The sequence below is a fragment of the Hungatella sp. L36 genome (assembly GCF_014288035.1).
On sequence record NZ_JACOPC010000001.1, the window covers coordinates 84,519 to 101,664 of the forward strand.

A 17,146-nucleotide genomic window follows, 5' to 3' on the forward strand; every position below is an offset into this window, starting at 1 on the left:
AAGGACATGAGGCAGCGAGATGACGGGCTGCAGACAAATTTCTAATATTCAAGGAGGTTTATCATGAAATTATCATTCAGATGGTACGGAGACGATGACAAGGTAACGCTGGAGCAGATTCGCCAGATCCCGGGCATGCATTCCATCGTAACGGCCGTATATGACGTTCCGGTCGGCGAGGTATGGAGTAATGAAAGCATTGCAAAGCTTAAAAAAGAAACCGAGGATGCAGGCCTTGCGTTTGAGGTGATCGAGAGCATTCCGGTTCATGAGGACATCAAGCTGGGCAAATCGACGAGAGACCAGTACATTGCGAACTACTGTGAAAATATCCGCCGCGTTGCCAGGGCGGGAATCAAATGCATCTGTTATAATTTCATGCCTGTCTTTGACTGGACAAGAACCCAGCTGGACCATGTGCTGGAGGACGGTTCTACATCACTGGTCTATTATCAGGATCAGGTAGACAAGGTAAACCCACTTGAGAGCGACAGCGATTTAACACTTCCCGGATGGGATTCCAGCTACACAAGAGACGAATTAAAAAAAGTGGTATCCCAGTACAATGCCATGTCGGAGGACGACTTATGGAACAACTTAAAATACTTCCTGGAAGCCATCATTCCGGTAGCTGCGGAGTGTGACGTAAATATGGCGATCCACGAGGATGATCCCTGCTGGAGCATCTTTGGACTTCCGAGAATCATCACCTGCGAAGAGAACTTGGACCGTTTCTTAAAGCTGGTTGACGATAAGCACAACGGCATCACCCTCTGTACCGGTTCCCTGGGCTGCTCCAATAAGAACGACGTGGTAAAGATGGCGGCTAAATATGCGGCCATGGGAAGAATCCATTTCGTTCATGCGAGAAATGTGGCAGTTCTGGATAACAATCAGGGCTTCGAGGAGAGAGCGCATTTATCCAGCTGCGGTTCCCTTGATATGTTTGCCATTTTAAAGGCGCTTTATGACAATGGATTTGACGGCTATATGCGTCCGGATCACGGCCGCATGATCTGGGGCGAGACAGGGCGCGCAGGATACGGCCTCTACGACAGAGCGCTGGGCGCCACCTATTTAAACGGACTCTGGGAAGCCATCGACAAAATGAGCCGGTAGGATTGAGACAAAAATCAAAGATTTGTAAATCAACGATTATTAAAATAGAAAGAGGGAAATGACTTATGGGATTATCATTTGGAACGGATTTAACAGGAAAAGTTGCAGTTGTTACAGGCGCAGGCGGAGTTTTATGCGGTATGTTTGCAAAGACGCTGGCTGAGGCAGGCGCAAAGGTTGCAGTTCTCGATTTGAACGAAGAGGCGGCCGGCAGGGTTGCAGAGGACATCGTGGCAGCTGGCCATACCGCAAAGGCATACAAGGCAAACGTTCTGGAGCGTGAGAGCCTGGAAGAGGTTCACGCAAAGGTGCTGGCTGAGTTAGGTCCGTGTGACGTTCTGGTAAACGGCGCAGGCGGCAACAATCCGAAGGCGCAGACCACGAAGGAATACTTTGAGATGGGCGACATCGAGGCGGATACCATATCCTTCTTCGACTTAGACCCGAAGGGCGTGGAGTTCGTATTCAACTTAAACTTCCTGGGAACCCTGCTTCCGACACAGATCTTCGCAAAAGACATGATCGGCAGAGAAGGCTGCAACATCTTAAACGTTTCCTCCATGAACGCCTTCACCCCACTGACGAAGATTCCGGCCTACAGCGGCGCGAAGGCAGCTGTGAGTAACTTTACACAGTGGCTGGCTGTTCATTTCTCCAAGGCCGGCATCCGTGTAAATGCCATGGCGCCTGGCTTCTTTGTGACAAAGCAGAATGAAAAGCTTCTGTTCAACGAGGACGGAACAGCTACTGCGAGAACTGCTAAGATTCTGGCAGCGACTCCAATGGGACGTTTCGGCGAGGCAGAAGAATTAAACGGAACACTTCTGTTCCTGTTAAACAATGAGGCAGCCGGCTTCATCACAGGCGTGGTCATTCCGGTAGACGGCGGTTTCTCTGCTTATTCAGGCGTATAGGAGATCCCTTTCAAACAGAATATAAGAATCAAAACCCCCGAAAAGGTGCACAACGCCTTCCGGGGGTTTTCGTTATTTCGGATATTTATGACAGAACCTATTTGTCTTCTGCGATATTCTTCGCGCGCGTGATGTAAGGGTATAAGTCCTCGTAGGCTTCCTGCTCCGCCTCGGTTTCAGGTAGGGCGGGGATGAGGCCGGTGCAGTCCATGGTGGAACACGCCTGGATATCAACATCAAAATCATCGGGCTGGCTGATTGCATTTTTATCGTCTTCCATTAGTATCTCCTTTCGCAAAGCTGTACTGTTATTAGTTTGGGGAGTTTTGTCGGATTTATGCGCAACTTGCAGAATATCTTGTTTTGTACGTCACAGTCAGAAGAAAAATACGTTATATACTATGAGATCTCAAAATTATATGATATCAGGAAATTACGGAGGTAGCGTGCATGAGGATAGCAGTGTACGCAGGCAATACGTCACAGCTGGATAATGCGAGAGAATACTTTGAAAAATGGAAAAAAAGAGGGGTTCTGTTTAAAGAAGATTATTTCTTATCCACGGAGGAGCTATGCAGGGCCGTGGAGGAAAAGAATTATAGTGCCATCATTGTCTATGTGGATTCTGACTGGGCAGCAAAGGAATCTGTATTTAATCAGTTGAAGCAGAAGGAGCAGGACAGCATAATTATTTATATTTGCGGACGAAAGGATCAGTGGAAGAAATTGTCCCGTGCTAAATATACGGCAGTATTTAATGGACAGCCCATAGTCTACAACATGGAGGATATCTGTTTTCTGGAATCCTACGACAGAAAGACCAGCGTAGTGCTCGGAAAGAAAAAGATACGGGTCAAGGCCAGGCTCGATGTGGAGGAACAGAGACTTTCCAATTACCACTTCGCACGCATTAATCAGTACACTCTGATTAATATGCTGCATATACGCAGTATGGAGGGGGATGAGATCCGTATGGCTAACGGCGAGAAGCTGTATATCAGCAGCAGCCGCAGAAAGCTGTTTATGGAAAAGTACATGCAGTTTGCTCAGGAAAATTTTAGCGTCGTATGACAGATCAGGTATGACAGATGAGATACGACATATAAGAAAACCGGAATAATTCGGAGAAGCCACTGTGAAAAAAGGCTGCTTCTTCCAAATTATTCCGGCTTTTTTATTCCAATCAGATAATCCTCATGGTAAGACCGTAAGTTTTGCTTTTCCCTGTTTCCAGCTTCTGTACATGATTCTTATGTACGAATTCATCATCTTCCGTTGCGTAAATACCGGAACCGTTCCATGGCTCCACGCACAGGAATGGGGCTTCTGCCGGGTAAGGGGTCCAGAATGCGACTGTTTCAAAGCCAGGGAATCCCACCTCAATACCGTGTCCCGTATTCTTATTGATAATGGATACTTTCCTTGAGTTTAAATCGTCAAAGTATACAGCATCATCCTTGAACAGCTCCCTTGTGAGCGGCAGCCTGCGGCTGTGATCGAGACGGGGAACTCTGTGGGATGGGTCAAACTGTAAATGTTCCAGATCGTAAACCATGCTGGATGCGGTCTCGTCCTCTTCGAATTCCAGTTCGTAATCGGTGAAGGAAGCGCCTTCCTCCATCGGACAGTTAAATCCGGGATGAGCGCCGAGGCAGTAGTAGATGGTTCTGTCATCGGTGTTGGCTACGCAGTATTCCATGGAAAGCATGCCGTTCTCAATGACATAAGTTAAGGAGAGGCGGAAGGAGTATGGATAAATGGCTTTCGTCTCTTCCGTATCGTGAATCTCAAAGGTAACCATGGTATCGGACTGTCTGGTGACCTGGAAATCGACATCGCGGCAGAAGCCGTGTTTTTCGATGCAGCAGGTCTCCCCCTCGATGATGGTCTTGTTGTTCCGGCAGTTTCCTACGATGGGAAACAACAGCGGAGAGCAGCGGTTCCAGAATTTCGGGTCTCTCTGCCAGATGTATTCTTTTCCGGTGCTGTCCTTATAGGAGATTAACTGAGCGCCGATGCTGTCGATGACAGCGGATCCGTTGGAATCAAAGATCGTTACGAGCATAAAATTTACCTCTTTTCTTCTATATTAATTATTTTGATTTTGCCAGGCTTCTGGAAGGATGGTACTGACCGCAGCTTTCGCGGCTGGCCAGGTAGTACGGCAGATTCATGCGGATCGGAAGGCGGTGGCCGCCCTCGATGCGGTCAATCAGGATTTTCGCCGTCATCTGTCCCATCTCCTCCACCGGCATGTGAATGGTGGTCAGCATGGGGGAGAGATACTGGGCCGTATCGATATCATCGATGCTGATGATGGAGACATCCTCCGGAATCCGGCATCCCGTTTCCTGAATGGCTCTCATGGCTCCGATGGCCGTCACATCATTGCTGCAGAAGAGGGCGGATACATCGACACCCCGGTCAATCAGCTGTCTGGCGCCGCGGTAGCCGCCCTCCGATGACAGAGGGACATCTGCTACGTATTCCTTCTTCAAGGGAATGCCGCCTGTGTTCAGCGCGGTACAGTATCCGGTGTAACGGTCCTCATCCCTGGTCTCACCGATATATCCGATTCGCGTGTGGCCGAGGCTCATAAGGTGGTTCATAGCGGTCAGCGAGGCCTGGTAGCCGTCGCTGATAACCTGGTCGTACTTTGCATCCAGAATATTCAAACCGGTATAGGCGACGCAGTTGAAATACTTCTTTAAAAAGCTGAGCGTCTGTTTGTCGCACCGTCCCAGCACTACAACGCCGTCCACATGGTTGTCCGTAATGAGACGGAAGGTGTTGGGATGATGGATGTCAATGGCGGTAAAGGAGTACTTGAGCACATAATTATGCTTAAACGCCTCCTGTTCAATACTGCGTGCCAGCGTGGAGAAGAAAAGATCCGATTTGGAATCCTCCGTCCGGGCAAAGAGACAGGCAATCGAGCGGGAGAGCGGTTCGGGAGAATCGGTGCCTCCCATCTTCAAATCGCGGGCCGTGCTGTTGGGCGTATATCCCGTGCGCCTCACAATCTCCCAGATCCGGTCCTGCACCTCTTTGCTGGCCGCATTTGTGCTGTTTTTATTGATGACCCGGGAAACCGTGGAGATGGATACGCCGGCTTCTTTGGCGATTTCTTTCAGTGTCATAAACCAGCCCCCTTTACTTAAGTTTAACATCCTTATTATTCATGCCAGTTTATCATAAGTATACACGAAAAATGGTCAAAATGCCATAGGTGAATGGTCAAACGTTTGCGTGAAGTTTTATCTTTACGGTTACGCAAACGTTTGACTAAATAAGAGATGCTAATTTTATACAATGTGTTATAATATACACATAAAATAGAGATGTGTATTGGGGAAAATCACAAAGAAAGGGGATTTACAAATGTCTTTTGGGAATTCTGAAAACAAAAAGAAGAAGGACATCGTTGCCGCAATACCGAACTGGGGTTGGCTGCTGATATCATTTTTGGTTGCCATTGTGCTCTGGTTCTGGCTTTCGGTCAATCCGTCTACCGCAAGAAGTTTTCCATTTTTACCGGAGGTAGTCAAATCACTGAAAACTATGATTGAGAGAGGGGTTCTGTGGAACGACTTCTCCAGCAGTATGATTTCCGTCATTCTGGGATTCGTCCTTGGCTTTATCACAGCAGTGCCTATCGCGTTTATGATGGCATGGTACCGTCCGGTGCGCTACATAGTAGAACCGTGGATTCAGTTTATTCGTAATATTCCGCCTCTGGCTTACGTACCGCTTGTTGTTATCGCGGCAGGCGTCGGCAGAAAGCCACAGGTTATCGTTATCTGGCTTGCAACTTTCTTAATTATGTGCGTTACCATTTATCAGGGCGTCCGCAACGTGGATGAGACACTGATCAAGGCCGCCCGGGTTCTGGGAGCAAAAGACAGAGATATTTTTGTGAAGGTTATTTTCCCGGCAACCACCCCATTTATCATCACGGCAGTCCGTCTCGGCGTATCCGTTGCACTGACAACCTTAATCGCCGCAGAATCGACAGGTGCCGTAGCAGGACTCGGTATGAGAATCCGTTCTTTAAACAACAGCTTCGATGTTCCGCCGATGCTTCTCTACATCATTATCATCGGTATCATCGGAATTACGAGTGAAAAGATCATCAAATATCTGGAAAGGAAGTTCACGGGATGGCAGGAAACGAGAGAAATATAAAGGTTAAGATCGATCATGTGGAGAAGATCTATGAAGGCCGCAAGGGCCGTATGGTGGCGTTAAACGGCATTGACCTGGATATTATGGAGAATGAATTTATCTGCGTGGTCGGCCCTTCCGGATGCGGAAAGTCTACCCTGCTGAATATTATCGCAGGCCTTCTCCCGGCCACCTCCGGCGCCGTTTACGTAGACGGCAAGAAGGTGGAAGGCACAGGCACGGAACGAGGCGTGGTTTTCCAGCAGTATGCCTTATTCCCATGGCTGACCGTATTAAAGAATGTTATGTTTGGCCTTAAATTAAAAGGTATGAACGACGCACAGGCCAGGGAAATCGCCATGAAGTATATCAAGATGGTGGAGCTGGAGGAGTTCGTGGACGCATACCCGAAGGAACTGTCGGGCGGTATGAAGCAGAGGGTGGCGATCGCCAGAGCCTATGCGGTACAGCCGGAAGTGCTTCTCATGGATGAGCCCTTCGGAGCGCTGGATGCGCAGACGAGAACCCAGCTTCAGTCAGAGCTGACAAAGACGTGGCAGGAAGAGAAGAAGACCTGTTTCTTTATCACCCATGATGTGGAGGAGGCCGTCATTCTGGCCACCAAGGTCATTATCATGAGCGCGAGACCGGGCCGCATCAAAAAGATTGTGGACATCAATCTTCCGTATCCGCGTACGCAGGAGATGAAGATGGAGCTTCCATTCCTGGATTTAAAGACGTATATCTGGGGCGAGGTTTATCAGGAATATCTGGAAGTGCGTAAATAGGGAGTGTTTATTGAAATGCTTTATAAAAACCAATGTTTTATAAAAACCATTTAAGGAGGAAAACATTATGAAGAAGGCATTACCATTAATTATGGCGGCTCTGGTAGCTGCATCACTGGCAGGCTGCGGAAGCACCAAGACAGAGGCAACAACAGCGGCACCTGCGGAGACGACAACGGCCGCGGCGGCGGAGACGACAAAGGAAGAGGCGAAGGCTGAGGAGACAACAGAGGCTCCTACAGAAGCCAAGGCAGAGCCGATCACCATGAATGTGGCATATATGCCTAACTACGGAAGCTTATGGTCCGTGATGACGGCAAAAGAAAAAGGCTTTTTCGACGAGGAAGGCATCACCGTTAATCTCGTAGAATTCGCAGACGGTCCTACCATCATCGCAGCCATGGAGTCCGGCAGCATCGATGTCGGCTACATCGGACAGGGCGCTCATAAGCTTTGTGTCAACGGCCAGGCGAAGATCTTTGCTCTGTCCCATATCTCCAACGGCGACGCTTTAATCGGCGGCCCCGGATTCACAAAGGTTGAGGATTTAAAGGGAAAGAAAGTTGCTTATTCTTCCGGTACCTCCAGTGAAGACATTCTGGTCAACAGCCTGACAAAGGCCGGCATGACCATGGATGACATCACAGCCGTAGATATGGACGCATCCGGTATCGTAACCGCTATGATTTCCGGCGGTGTTGACGCATGTGCCACATGGTCACCAAACAGCTTGAAGATTTTAGAGGAAGTAAAAGATTCCACAAAGATCTGTGACAACTTAACCTTCTCTGATACGACAGTATCCCTTGCAAGCTGGATTGCAACACCAAAGTATGCAGACGCAAACCAGGATAAGATCCTGCGCTTCACAAGGGCTTTATTCAAAGCCATGGACTATGCTGCAGACGATCATTACGATGAAGTTGCCAAGTACGTTTCCACGCAGACAGCAACCGATTACGACAGCGTTTACGCACAGCGCGGCGACGCAGACTGGCTGACAGGAAAAGAAGTAGCGGAAGGCGCCAAAGACGGCACCGTTGAGAATTACTACAAGATTCAGCAGGATAACTTTATCAAGGCCGGCGCAGTAGAGAAAGAAGTTCCGGTAGCCGATTACGTTATGCTGGATAACATGATTGAAGCAGGCAAGTAAGAGTAAACAGTAACACACAGGTGAAGAGAGTGTCCCGGAGATTCTATTTCCAATTCAGAGACACTCTCTTTTCTAAGGCGGGATGGCGAAATGCATATCTGAACGCATTTTCAGTCCCTCCGACAGTAGACAGGAGGAAAATGATGAGTCACGCATATTACCAGTACAACAAAGAGCAGCTTTTAAAGGAACCCAGGCTCCCGCTGATCTGCATGCCGGATAACGCCACGGTTTTCCAGGCGATGGCAAAGGAGATGTTTGAAGAGATCGAGGCGAACAATCAGGCGGGAAAGAAGACTGTTTTTATCTGCCCGGTCGGCCCGGTTGGCCAGTACCCCTATTTCGTAGACATGGTCAATGAAAGGAATTTAAGTCTCAAGGATACCTGGTTTATCAACATGGACGAGTATCTGGACGACGATAAAAAATGGATTCCCGTGGATCACCCCTTAAGCTTCCATGGCTTCATGGAACGGACTGTCTATACGAAGATCAAGCCGGAACTCATCATGCCGGTAGAGCAGAGAGTATTCCCGGACCCTGAAAATGTAGGCTACATACCGGAACTGATCGAGAAGCTGGGCGGCGTCGATATTGCCTTCGGCGGCATCGGCATCAACGGCCATGTGGCATTTAACGAGGCAGATCCGTCTCTTTCACCGGAGGAATTTCTGGCACAGAAGACGCGGGTTCTCACCATCACACCGGAGACGCGAACGGCTAACGCCATCGGCGATTTCGGCGGAGCGCTGGAGGATATGCCGCATTACTGTGTGACGATTGGAATCTACGAGATCGCCCACGCGAGAAAGATCCGTCTGGGAGTGTTCCGCAACTGGCACAGAGCGGTAGTGCGCCGCACGGCCTACGGGGAACCGTCCACCGATTTCCCGGTGAGCTTATTGCAGAACCATCCGGATATTACGCTGACACTGACGGATTACGTGGCGGCGCTGACGGACTGAGAGATACAAAGACGGACTGAGAAAACAAAGTTATTGATACAGACTGGCGACAGAAAAGAAAGTGAGGATATAGACAATGCCATTGATTCCCTTAAGACCTCTGATGGAGGCAACGATAAAATACGGATTCGGCCAGGGGGCGTTTAATGTAAACGCGGTAGCCCAGGCAAAAGCAGCCATTGAAGTGCACGAGATGTTCCGTTCCCCGGCCATTTTACAGGGGGCAGACTTAGCGAACGGCTTTATGGGCGGCCGTACCGACTTTATGAATGCGACACTGGAAGACAAGAAGATCGGCGCAAAGAATATCGCGGACGCCGTAAAGAAATATGGGGCAGATTCAGATATTCCCATCGTCCTGCACCTGGATCACGGCCGTGATTTTGATTCCTGTGTGGCGGCGATCGAGGGCGGCTATACCTCTGTTATGATCGACGGTTCCTCCCTGCCATTTGACGAGAACGTGGATCTGACGAGAGAAGTGGTAAAATATGCACATGCGAGAGGCGTCAGCGTAGAGGGAGAGCTGGGCGTTCTGGCCGGCGTGGAAGATCATGTATTCTCCGCGTCCTCCACCTACACAAACCCATTAAAGGCAGTGGAATTCTTCCGTAAGACCGGCGTGGATGCACTTGCCATCTCTTACGGAACCATGCACGGCGCTTCCAAGGGAAAAGATGTAAAGCTGAGAAAAGAGATCGCCACGGCGATCAGAGAGTGCTTAAGCCATGAAGGCATCTTCGGCGCACTCGTATCTCATGGTTCCTCCACGGTGCCGAAATACATAGTAGATGAGATCAACGCTTTGGGCGGAGAACTGACGAATGCCTACGGTATTTCCATCGAGGAGCTGCAGGCAGCCATTCCGTGCGGCATCAATAAGATCAACGTGGATACGGATATCCGTCTGGCAGTCACAAGAAACATGAAGGAACTGTTTGTAAAATATCCGGAGCTTCGTACCAGCGCTTCGATCGGAGAAATCTATGAGCTGCTGGAGGCAAAGAAGAGCCAGTTTGACCCGCGTGTCTTCCTTCCGCCGATCATGGATACGGTTATGAAGGGAACAATTCCGGACGATGATGTGGCGGCGATTGTAAACTGCGTCGAGCGCGGCGTTAAGGAAGTAGTAGGAACGCTGATCGTACAGTTCGGTTCCTTCGGCAAGGCGCCGTTAGTGGAGCAGGTGACGCTGGAAGAGATGATTGAACGGTATAAGAAGAATTAAACAGAGTGTTATATGGCCCGGCAGAAGGTCCTGAGAGGGAGCGATGCCGGGCTTTTTCTGTGGGTTGCTTTTTCCATATAGATTGTTTATAGGAAAGGCCTTTTTTGCTATTTCATGAAAGATAAAAGAAAAGATTGGTATCCCCGATTGACAAAAGTCCATAAACAGTATAATATTTAATTAAATTAATTAAATAAATCAAACGATCAAAATAAACTAGGAGAAGGAGGCAGATTAAGTGGTTGATTTAAGGGGAAATCCGTTTTATCTGGATGAAGCAGGGGAGCGGTGGGTAAAGGAAACCGAGGCCGCCATGACGCCGCATGAAAAGGTATGCCAGCTTTTTGCAGACCCGCTCATGGGAAAAAGCAGGGAGGAGCTGATTCAGTTTCTGGAAGAGTATCCGCTTGCGGCCATTCCGTTCAGGGCCGCACTCTATGGCAACGAGGAGGCTCAGGATATCATGGCAGAGCTTCAGGAGCGTGCAAAAATTCCTTATCTCTACGCGGGAAACTGTGAGTCCGGTCCTAACGGCGCGTTGAAAGGGGGAACCCTGGTGGCTTCCGGGGCGCAGGTCCGGGCGACGAGAGACGCCCGTTATGCCTATGAGGTGGGACGGATTACAGGCAGTGAGACATCTGCAGTGGGGTATAACTGGACGTTTGGTCCGGTGGGGGACATCTATGGCAACTGGAGAAACAGTCTGATTAATACGAGGGCATACGGCAGTGACCCGCAGTTTGTCAGCGACTGCGTGGAGGCATATAATAAGGGGTGTATGGAATACGGCGTAGTGCCGTGCCTGAAGCATTTCCCGGGGGATGGCTGGGAAGAGAGGGACCAGCATCTGGCCATATCAAACAATGGCCTGACTTGTGAAGAGTGGGATGAGACGTATGGGAAAATCTATCAGACGGCGATTGATCATGGTGTGTTAAGCATCATGGCGGCCCATTTTACGCTTCCCGCCTATCAGAAGAAGCTGAATCCGCAGCTGGAGGAACGGGATATGCAGCCAGCCTGCCTTTCCAGAGAGCTAATCGGGGGGCTTCTGCGCGGCCGGCTTGGGTTTCATGGTCTTGTGGTAACAGACCAGACGAAGATGATGGGATATTACGGAATGAGCCGTTTCGATGCAATACCTCTGTCGATTGCCTGCGGCTGCGATATGATATTGGGAATCAATGATATAGAAGAGGACGTGGAGGCGATGAAAGCGGGCCTTAAGTCGGGAATCGTGACAGAGGAGCGGCTTATGGAGGCAATTTACCGGATCCTGGCCTGCAAAGCGGCGATCGGGCTTCACAGAAGGAAGGAGAGCGGCAGTTTTCATCCGGGGAAAGAGGCACTGGCGCGAATCGGATGCAGAGAGCATCTGGAGACGGCGAGAGAGGCATCGCAGAAGGCTGTCACACTGGTCAAGAATACGAAGGGACAGCTTCCTCTGTCTCCGGAGGTCTATAAAAAGATCGGGGTGTTTGTCCTGTCCGGCAATGTGGGAAGTCTGAATTCTTCCTACGGCCAGGGAGTCCAGTCGGGAGGAAGCGATCAGATTACGGAGCGGATTCTGGCGGTGTTAAAGAAATACGGCTATGAGCCGGAGCTCATGGTATCTTCCGTCAATAAAGGGAAAATAGCGGATTTTAAGGCCAGGTATGACGCGGTGATGATCTTTGCGGATATTACCAGCTTCGCACAGACTAATTCAGTTAGGCTGCTTTGGCCGCATCCCATGTCGAGCTGTTATCCCTGGTACATACATGACGTTCCCACTGTATTTACATCCTTTAATTATACGAACCATCTCGTCGATGTGGCGAGAGTACCGGCCTTCATAAACGCATACAATGATACGCCGGAAACAGTGGATGAGACGGTAAAGCGCATTGCGGGGCTGGCTCCGTTCGAGGGGAAATACGACGAGGATGTCTGGTGCGGCATGTGGGACACACATTTTTAGACTGCCCGTCAGGGGAAAGGGGGTCATGAATTGGAATTAATTATTGAAAACTCGTATCAAAATCATGAGGTATTTCAGTTTGCGGAAAAGGAACTGAAGGATTATTGGAAAAAGATGCAGGAGAAGAGCGATGCGCTTCAAGTGCCGGGAAGCTATCGGCTGAGGCTGGAACTGGCAGCAGGAGGGGGAAGCTGTCATGAAACGGAACAATCCGCGATGGCTCCGGATGGATATGTAATTGATACCGGAGAACAGGGCGGCGTGATCGCCGGAAATAATCCGTGCAGTGTGCTGATCGGTGTATACGCCTGGCTCCAGTCCGCCGGCTGCCATTTCCTGCGGCCGGGGAGGAAGTATGAGATCATCGAGCCGCTATCCGGGCTGGCAGCACTTTCGATGACCGAGAAAAAGACGGCTTCCCTGCGCCATCGGGGAGTCTGTATCGAGGGTGCCGATTCGCTGGAAAACATCCTGGACTTCATTGACTGGCTGCCCAAAATGGGATACAACTCATTTTTCCTCCAGTTTAAGCTTCCCTATACCTTTATGGCCAGGTGGTACCATCATGAAAACAATCCGCTGCTTCCGGAGGAGGAATTTGATACGGATCGGGCGGAAGCGTATACGGAGACCGAACGCAGGGAGATGAAACGGAGGGGACTGAAGCTTCATCAGGTGGGGCACGGATGGACCGGTGACGTAATCGGATTTCCGGCAGTGGAGTGGAAGCCAGCATCTCGGAAGCCAACCGGAGAAGAGACCGGCATGATGGCACAGCTGAATGGAACACGGGAGCTGTTTCATGGAATTCCAATGAATACAAATCTTTGCTATTCCGATGAAACGGTAATGAAGGCATTTACCGATCAGATTGTCCGGTATGCGGTTCAGAATCCGGATATCGATTATCTACACGTATGGCTGGCCGATGAATACAACAACGTCTGCGAGTGTGATTCCTGTAAGAAGGAGCTTCCTTCCGACCAGTACGTCAGAATATTAAATCTGGCCGACCAAAAGCTTACGGAGGCAGGGAGCACCATGCGAATCGTTTTTCTGCTGTATCAGGAGCTTTTATGGCCGCCCCAAAAGGAGCGCTTTCAGAACCCGGACCGTTTTGTGCTGATGTTTGCGCCGATCAGCCGTACTTTTGAGGAGTCATACCAAATCCGTCCGGAGTATGGAGCCGTTATGCCATACCGGAGAAATGAGATCCGGCTTCCGGTGGATTTGAACGAGAATATGGCTTTTCTGCGTGCGTGGCAGGAGATATTTCACGGGGACAGCTTTGTCTATGATTATCCGCTGGGCAGGGCTCATTACGGAGATTTCGGCTACGTCAGACTGGCGGAAGTCATCGGCCATGATATAGAGCGGCTGGGGGATATGGGGCTGAACGGATATATCAGCTGCCAGGAGCTTCGGGCCGCGCTTCCGAATGCACTGCCGAACTACGTTATGGGAAAGAAGCTGTTTGATCCGTCCCTTTCAGAGGAGCGGCTGGAAGAAACGTATTTCTCGGCGGCATATGGGAGTGAGGGCGAACGGGTACGGGAGTACTTAAAGGCGGTGTCTGCCTTATGCAGCTGTGATTATTTCAATGGAAAGGGGCCGCGGGAGAACCGTGTTGTGGCAGACCGCATGGCTTCGCTTGAAAAAATGGCGCATGAGTTTCTGCCGTTTATCCGGGAACACGTGAAAAGCTGCAGAGACGAGAACCGGAGCTATTGGATTCATCTGGAATATCACTCCGAATACATCAGGCGTCTGGGGAAGGCGTTGTTTTATCTGGCAGCAGGAGAGCGGGAAGAGGCGGGAAAATACTGGTCGGAGTTTTGCACCTTTCTGCAGCAGCATGAAATAGAGTTCCAGGAGTGTGTGGATGTATACCGTGTGATCGAGGTAGGACAGCACTATACAGGATTTTAGCAGTGAAATTTAATTTGGAAAGGGCCGAAATTGCTTATGAAACAGGACTTCATAAGCAGTTTTGGCCCTTTCTTTGTGAGAAATAGATAAAAAATAAAAAATATATTGACAAGTAATAGGCACAATGATATTATTTAATTAAATTAAAAAACTAATTCAAACCGTAAGAAATTTTATCTGTGAGGTGGATTATGAAAGCAAAGACGGAGAATATGGGAGTGGAAGCTGTCACAAAACGGAATAAACGCCGGGAGAAGCTGATCTTAAACGGCTGGTGCTGGCTGTTTATGTCAATGTCACTTATTTTTTATATCCTGTTTCAGGGGTATCCCATCATCTGCAGTATCCAGTACTCGTTTCTGGACTGGTCGGGTCTGACGAGCCATGCGGCTTTTATCGGACTTCAGAATTACGTGGAACTGATTCATGACGAGCTGTTCTGGAATGCCTTTTTCAACAGCTTCAAATATACAATCATGATCGTTCCCTTAGAGCTGGCGGTATCGCTGTTCCTGGCATATATGCTGAACAACGAGGCGCTGAAGGGGAGAACTGTTTACCGGACCATGTACTTTATACCGGTTGTCACCACCGCGTCGGTCGTCGGTATCATCATGATCTTCCTGCTGGGTGTCCAGGGGCCGATTAACCATTTACTGGTCACGCTTCATCTGATCAAGGCGCCGATCAATTTCCTGGGAAATGCAAAATACGCCATGCCGACACTGGTTCTCATCTCTCTCTGGAAAGACTGCGGAACTTACATGATCTACTGGCTGGCAGGACTTCAGGGCGTTTCCAAGGACGTGTACGAGGCGGCCACCGTGGACGGAGCTACCCGGTTCCAGACATTTATCCATATCGTCCTTCCGCTTATCGCACCGGTCGGCGGAATCATCGCAATCCTGTGCGCGATCAATTCCCTGAAGGTATTTGATATCGTCAAGACGATGACCGAAGGCGGTCCCTTCTATGCGACCGATGTCATTGCCACTTACGTTTATCGTTCAGCGTTCTCCAGTGAGATCGGAATGCCGAGACTGGGATATGCCAGTGCGGCGGCAATTCTGTTTGGAATCGCGGTGATTGTGATCGGTGTCGTGTTAAATATCATCAAGGCGCGTTTGAACAGCAGGCGCGTATAGATGTCAGGAAATCAGGAGGTAAAGATGAACAGAGATAAGGCAAAGAGACAGGTGAAGACCCTGCTGAATCATGGGCTGCTGCTGATAATCGGTCTGGCATGGATCTATCCGTTTTTGTGGATGATATCCGCTTCCTTCAAGGACCAGAACGAATTCTTCAAAAATAAACTGGGACTGATTCCCCAGAATCCCACCTTTGACAATGTCACCAGAATCTGGGAGAAGGCACATTTCGATACATACTTCATTAACACGGTAATTGTAACATTTTTCGCGGTATTCCTCGTGCTGATCATGACGATGCTCGCGGGATATGCGATGGGAAGATATAACTTCGTGGGTAAGAAAGTGGTGATGATGGTTTTCATGAGCAGCATTGCGATACCGTTAGTCAGTACGATCATACCGACCTACGAGGTGATCAAGAGCATGAAGCTGGTCGGTACGAAACTGGGGCTGATCCTGGCTCAGGCCGGCGGCGCTCACGTGATTTTCCTTCTTCTGTTCTCCAGCTTTTTCGAGCAGATCCCCGGAGAGCTGGAAGAGGCGGCAAAGGTGGACGGCTGTAATTTCTTTCGGACTTTCTTTAATATCATGATGCCGCTGACGAAGCCGATTGCAACGACCGTAGTCATCATGGAGACCATCTGGGCATGGAACGCATTTATGCTTCCACTGGTACTGACGCTTAATAACCCGTCTTCCCGTACACTGGCTGTCGGACTGTACGCGTTTAAAGGTGAAAATACCGTTGACTGGACCGGCATTGCGGCCGGCGGCGTGATCGCGGTTATTCCGATTATTCTGTTGTTTATCTGTCTGCAGAAATACTTCGTGGAAGGCATCGCGGGAGCGGTTAAGAGTTAATGAGTGCTCATTATAAGGAGGGATAAGATGAGACTTGGTTTTATGACGAACATCCTTGTGAAAAAAGGGATGGTGCATCTGGACGAAATTGCGGAATGGGCGGCGGCCCAGGGCTTTGAAGACCTGGAAGTGGGACCTACCGTTCCGATGGAGAGAGAGCTGTTTGAGCAGGTTTTGGAGAAGGGGAAGGTGGCGATAACATCTCTTACCTACTGCAGGAATTTTCTCAGCACAGACAGCGGGGAAGCAGAAGCGCATATTGCGGAACTGAAAAAGAGGATTGCATTTGCAGGCGATCTTGGAATAGAAAAGATAGTGACTTCCACGGGCATTAATAAGACCCTGGAGGAGGGAATCTATGACAAGGCGGATTCGATCCGCAGGACACCGGCCCGAAGCCTGGATCAGTTTGTGGAGACCTTTGCTCCCATTGTGGAATACGCAGAGAAGAAAAATGTAAAGCTGGCCTTTGAGAACTGCCCTCTGATGGGAAATATCGCCATATCTCCGGTGATGTGGAGAGAGATCTTGAAGCGGCTGGACAGCAAAATGGTGGGGCTGGCCTATGATCCCTCCCATCTGGTATGGCAGTTTATCGATCCGTATGCTCCGGTGGCGGAGTTCGGGGACCGGATATTCCATGTCCATGCCAAGGATACGGAGATAAAAGAAGAGCGGTTGAAGGAGTGCGGGATTCTGACAGATTTCAGCTGGTGGAGCTACCGGATTCCGGGCCATGGACTTCTGGACTGGAGAAAGCTGACCGGAGAACTGGAAAAAGCGGGGTATCAGGGAACGGTCAGCATCGAACACGAGGATCCGGATTATGAGGATTCGCTGGAACTGGTGGAGAATGGTCTGATACTTGGAAAAGAATATTTAAAGGCATTTATTGGAAAGCGCTGAGAGGA

General features: G+C 49.6%; 16 protein-coding genes. 13 read left to right on the forward strand and 3 right to left on the reverse strand.

All coding sequences use genetic code 11. The features are described from left to right. Positions 1-63 precede the first annotated feature (63 nt). Complete coding sequence (uxuA, locus tag H8S80_RS00370) at positions 64-1,119, forward strand: mannonate dehydratase (protein WP_002600870.1); 1,056 nt, start codon at positions 64-66, stop codon at positions 1,117-1,119. A 65-nt stretch (positions 1,120-1,184) separates the two neighbouring features. Beyond that, positions 1,185-2,033, forward strand: coding sequence for an SDR family oxidoreductase (locus H8S80_RS00375; protein WP_002600869.1), 849 nt, complete (start codon positions 1,185-1,187; stop codon positions 2,031-2,033). Between the two features lie 97 nt (positions 2,034-2,130). On the opposite strand, the gene H8S80_RS00380 is transcribed toward H8S80_RS00375, so the two are convergent. Then, entirely contained in the window at positions 2,131-2,313 is a 183-nt protein-coding gene (locus H8S80_RS00380) for a hypothetical protein (protein ID WP_002600868.1), read from the reverse strand. A 170-nt stretch (positions 2,314-2,483) separates the two neighbouring features. On the opposite strand from H8S80_RS00380, the gene H8S80_RS00385 reads away from it, so the two are divergent. Then, positions 2,484-3,104, forward strand: coding sequence for a LytR/AlgR family response regulator transcription factor (locus tag H8S80_RS00385; protein ID WP_117631399.1), 621 nt, complete (start codon positions 2,484-2,486; stop codon positions 3,102-3,104). Positions 3,105-3,216: 112 nt separating this feature from the next. On the opposite strand, the gene H8S80_RS00390 is transcribed toward H8S80_RS00385, so the two are convergent. Together H8S80_RS00390 and H8S80_RS00395 are read right to left on the reverse strand one after the other, a co-directional pair. Further along, on the reverse strand, positions 3,217-4,098 hold the full coding sequence (locus tag H8S80_RS00390; RefSeq protein WP_025530354.1) for an aldose 1-epimerase family protein: 882 nt from the start codon (positions 4,096-4,098) through the stop codon (positions 3,217-3,219). Positions 4,099-4,126: 28 nt separating this feature from the next. Continuing rightward, on the reverse strand, positions 4,127-5,173 hold the full coding sequence (locus H8S80_RS00395) for a LacI family DNA-binding transcriptional regulator (RefSeq protein ID WP_002600865.1): 1,047 nt from the start codon (positions 5,171-5,173) through the stop codon (positions 4,127-4,129). 241 nt (positions 5,174-5,414) lie between these two features. Here H8S80_RS00395 and H8S80_RS00400 point away from each other — a divergent pair, with 241 nt between their 5' ends. The 10 genes from H8S80_RS00400 (at position 5,415) to H8S80_RS00445 (ending at position 17,141) form a co-directional block, all read left to right on the forward strand. Further along, on the forward strand, positions 5,415-6,218 hold the full coding sequence (locus tag H8S80_RS00400; RefSeq protein WP_002600864.1) for an ABC transporter permease: 804 nt from the start codon (positions 5,415-5,417) through the stop codon (positions 6,216-6,218). Beyond that, the gene (locus tag H8S80_RS00405; protein WP_002600863.1) at positions 6,194-6,985 is read left to right on the forward strand and encodes an ABC transporter ATP-binding protein; all 792 of its coding nucleotides are present in this window, start codon (positions 6,194-6,196) and stop codon (positions 6,983-6,985) included. Before H8S80_RS00400 ends, H8S80_RS00405 begins: the two co-directional genes overlap by 25 nt. Before the next feature lie 67 nt (positions 6,986-7,052). Then, the gene (locus H8S80_RS00410) at positions 7,053-8,141 is read left to right on the forward strand and encodes an ABC transporter substrate-binding protein (RefSeq protein ID WP_002600862.1); all 1,089 of its coding nucleotides are present in this window, start codon (positions 7,053-7,055) and stop codon (positions 8,139-8,141) included. A 143-nt stretch (positions 8,142-8,284) separates the two neighbouring features. Next, complete coding sequence (locus tag H8S80_RS00415) at positions 8,285-9,106, forward strand: sugar phosphate isomerase family (protein WP_002600861.1); 822 nt, start codon at positions 8,285-8,287, stop codon at positions 9,104-9,106. Between the two features lie 76 nt (positions 9,107-9,182). Further along, the gene (locus H8S80_RS00420) at positions 9,183-10,334 is read left to right on the forward strand and encodes a class II fructose-bisphosphate aldolase (protein WP_002600860.1); all 1,152 of its coding nucleotides are present in this window, start codon (positions 9,183-9,185) and stop codon (positions 10,332-10,334) included. Positions 10,335-10,572: 238 nt separating this feature from the next. Continuing rightward, positions 10,573-12,294 (forward strand): glycoside hydrolase family 3 protein, encoded by a 1,722-nt coding sequence (locus H8S80_RS00425; protein ID WP_117631401.1) that lies wholly within the window; start codon positions 10,573-10,575, stop codon positions 12,292-12,294. Between the two features lie 30 nt (positions 12,295-12,324). Then, positions 12,325-14,223 carry a DUF4838 domain-containing protein gene (locus H8S80_RS00430; RefSeq protein ID WP_117631403.1) on the forward strand — a complete coding sequence of 633 codons (1,899 nt, stop codon included), beginning with the start codon at positions 12,325-12,327 and terminating at the stop codon, positions 14,221-14,223. Between the two features lie 191 nt (positions 14,224-14,414). Continuing rightward, complete coding sequence (locus H8S80_RS00435) at positions 14,415-15,368, forward strand: carbohydrate ABC transporter permease (RefSeq protein ID WP_025530068.1); 954 nt, start codon at positions 14,415-14,417, stop codon at positions 15,366-15,368. A gap of 24 nt (positions 15,369-15,392) precedes the next feature. Then, complete coding sequence (locus H8S80_RS00440; RefSeq protein WP_002600856.1) at positions 15,393-16,235, forward strand: carbohydrate ABC transporter permease; 843 nt, start codon at positions 15,393-15,395, stop codon at positions 16,233-16,235. A 27-nt stretch (positions 16,236-16,262) separates the two neighbouring features. Next, positions 16,263-17,141, forward strand: a complete 879-nt coding sequence (locus tag H8S80_RS00445; RefSeq protein ID WP_002600855.1) for a sugar phosphate isomerase/epimerase family protein — start codon at positions 16,263-16,265, stop codon at positions 17,139-17,141. Positions 17,142-17,146 lie beyond the last annotated feature (5 nt).

Bases quoted from the DNA above. Each gene is read 5' to 3' on its own strand.
- H8S80_RS00410 (WP_002600862.1), top strand. From the start codon at position 7,053: ATGAAGAAGGCATTACCATTAATTATGGCGGCTCTGGTAGCTGCATCA.
- H8S80_RS00380 (WP_002600868.1), bottom strand. From the start codon at position 2,313: ATGGAAGACGATAAAAATGCAATCAGCCAGCCCGATGATTTTGATGTT.
- H8S80_RS00375 (WP_002600869.1), top strand. From the start codon at position 1,185: ATGGGATTATCATTTGGAACGGATTTAACAGGAAAAGTTGCAGTTGTT.
- H8S80_RS00405 (WP_002600863.1), top strand. From the start codon at position 6,194: ATGGCAGGAAACGAGAGAAATATAAAGGTTAAGATCGATCATGTGGAG.
- H8S80_RS00440 (WP_002600856.1), top strand. From the start codon at position 15,393: ATGAACAGAGATAAGGCAAAGAGACAGGTGAAGACCCTGCTGAATCAT.
- H8S80_RS00400 (WP_002600864.1), top strand. From the start codon at position 5,415: ATGTCTTTTGGGAATTCTGAAAACAAAAAGAAGAAGGACATCGTTGCC.
- H8S80_RS00435 (WP_025530068.1), top strand. From the start codon at position 14,415: ATGAAAGCAAAGACGGAGAATATGGGAGTGGAAGCTGTCACAAAACGG.
- H8S80_RS00390 (WP_025530354.1), bottom strand. From the start codon at position 4,098: ATGCTCGTAACGATCTTTGATTCCAACGGATCCGCTGTCATCGACAGC.
- uxuA (WP_002600870.1), top strand. From the start codon at position 64: ATGAAATTATCATTCAGATGGTACGGAGACGATGACAAGGTAACGCTG.
- H8S80_RS00385 (WP_117631399.1), top strand. From the start codon at position 2,484: ATGAGGATAGCAGTGTACGCAGGCAATACGTCACAGCTGGATAATGCG.
- H8S80_RS00415 (WP_002600861.1), top strand. From the start codon at position 8,285: ATGAGTCACGCATATTACCAGTACAACAAAGAGCAGCTTTTAAAGGAA.
- H8S80_RS00395 (WP_002600865.1), bottom strand. From the start codon at position 5,173: ATGACACTGAAAGAAATCGCCAAAGAAGCCGGCGTATCCATCTCCACG.
- H8S80_RS00420 (WP_002600860.1), top strand. From the start codon at position 9,183: ATGCCATTGATTCCCTTAAGACCTCTGATGGAGGCAACGATAAAATAC.
- H8S80_RS00445 (WP_002600855.1), top strand. From the start codon at position 16,263: ATGAGACTTGGTTTTATGACGAACATCCTTGTGAAAAAAGGGATGGTG.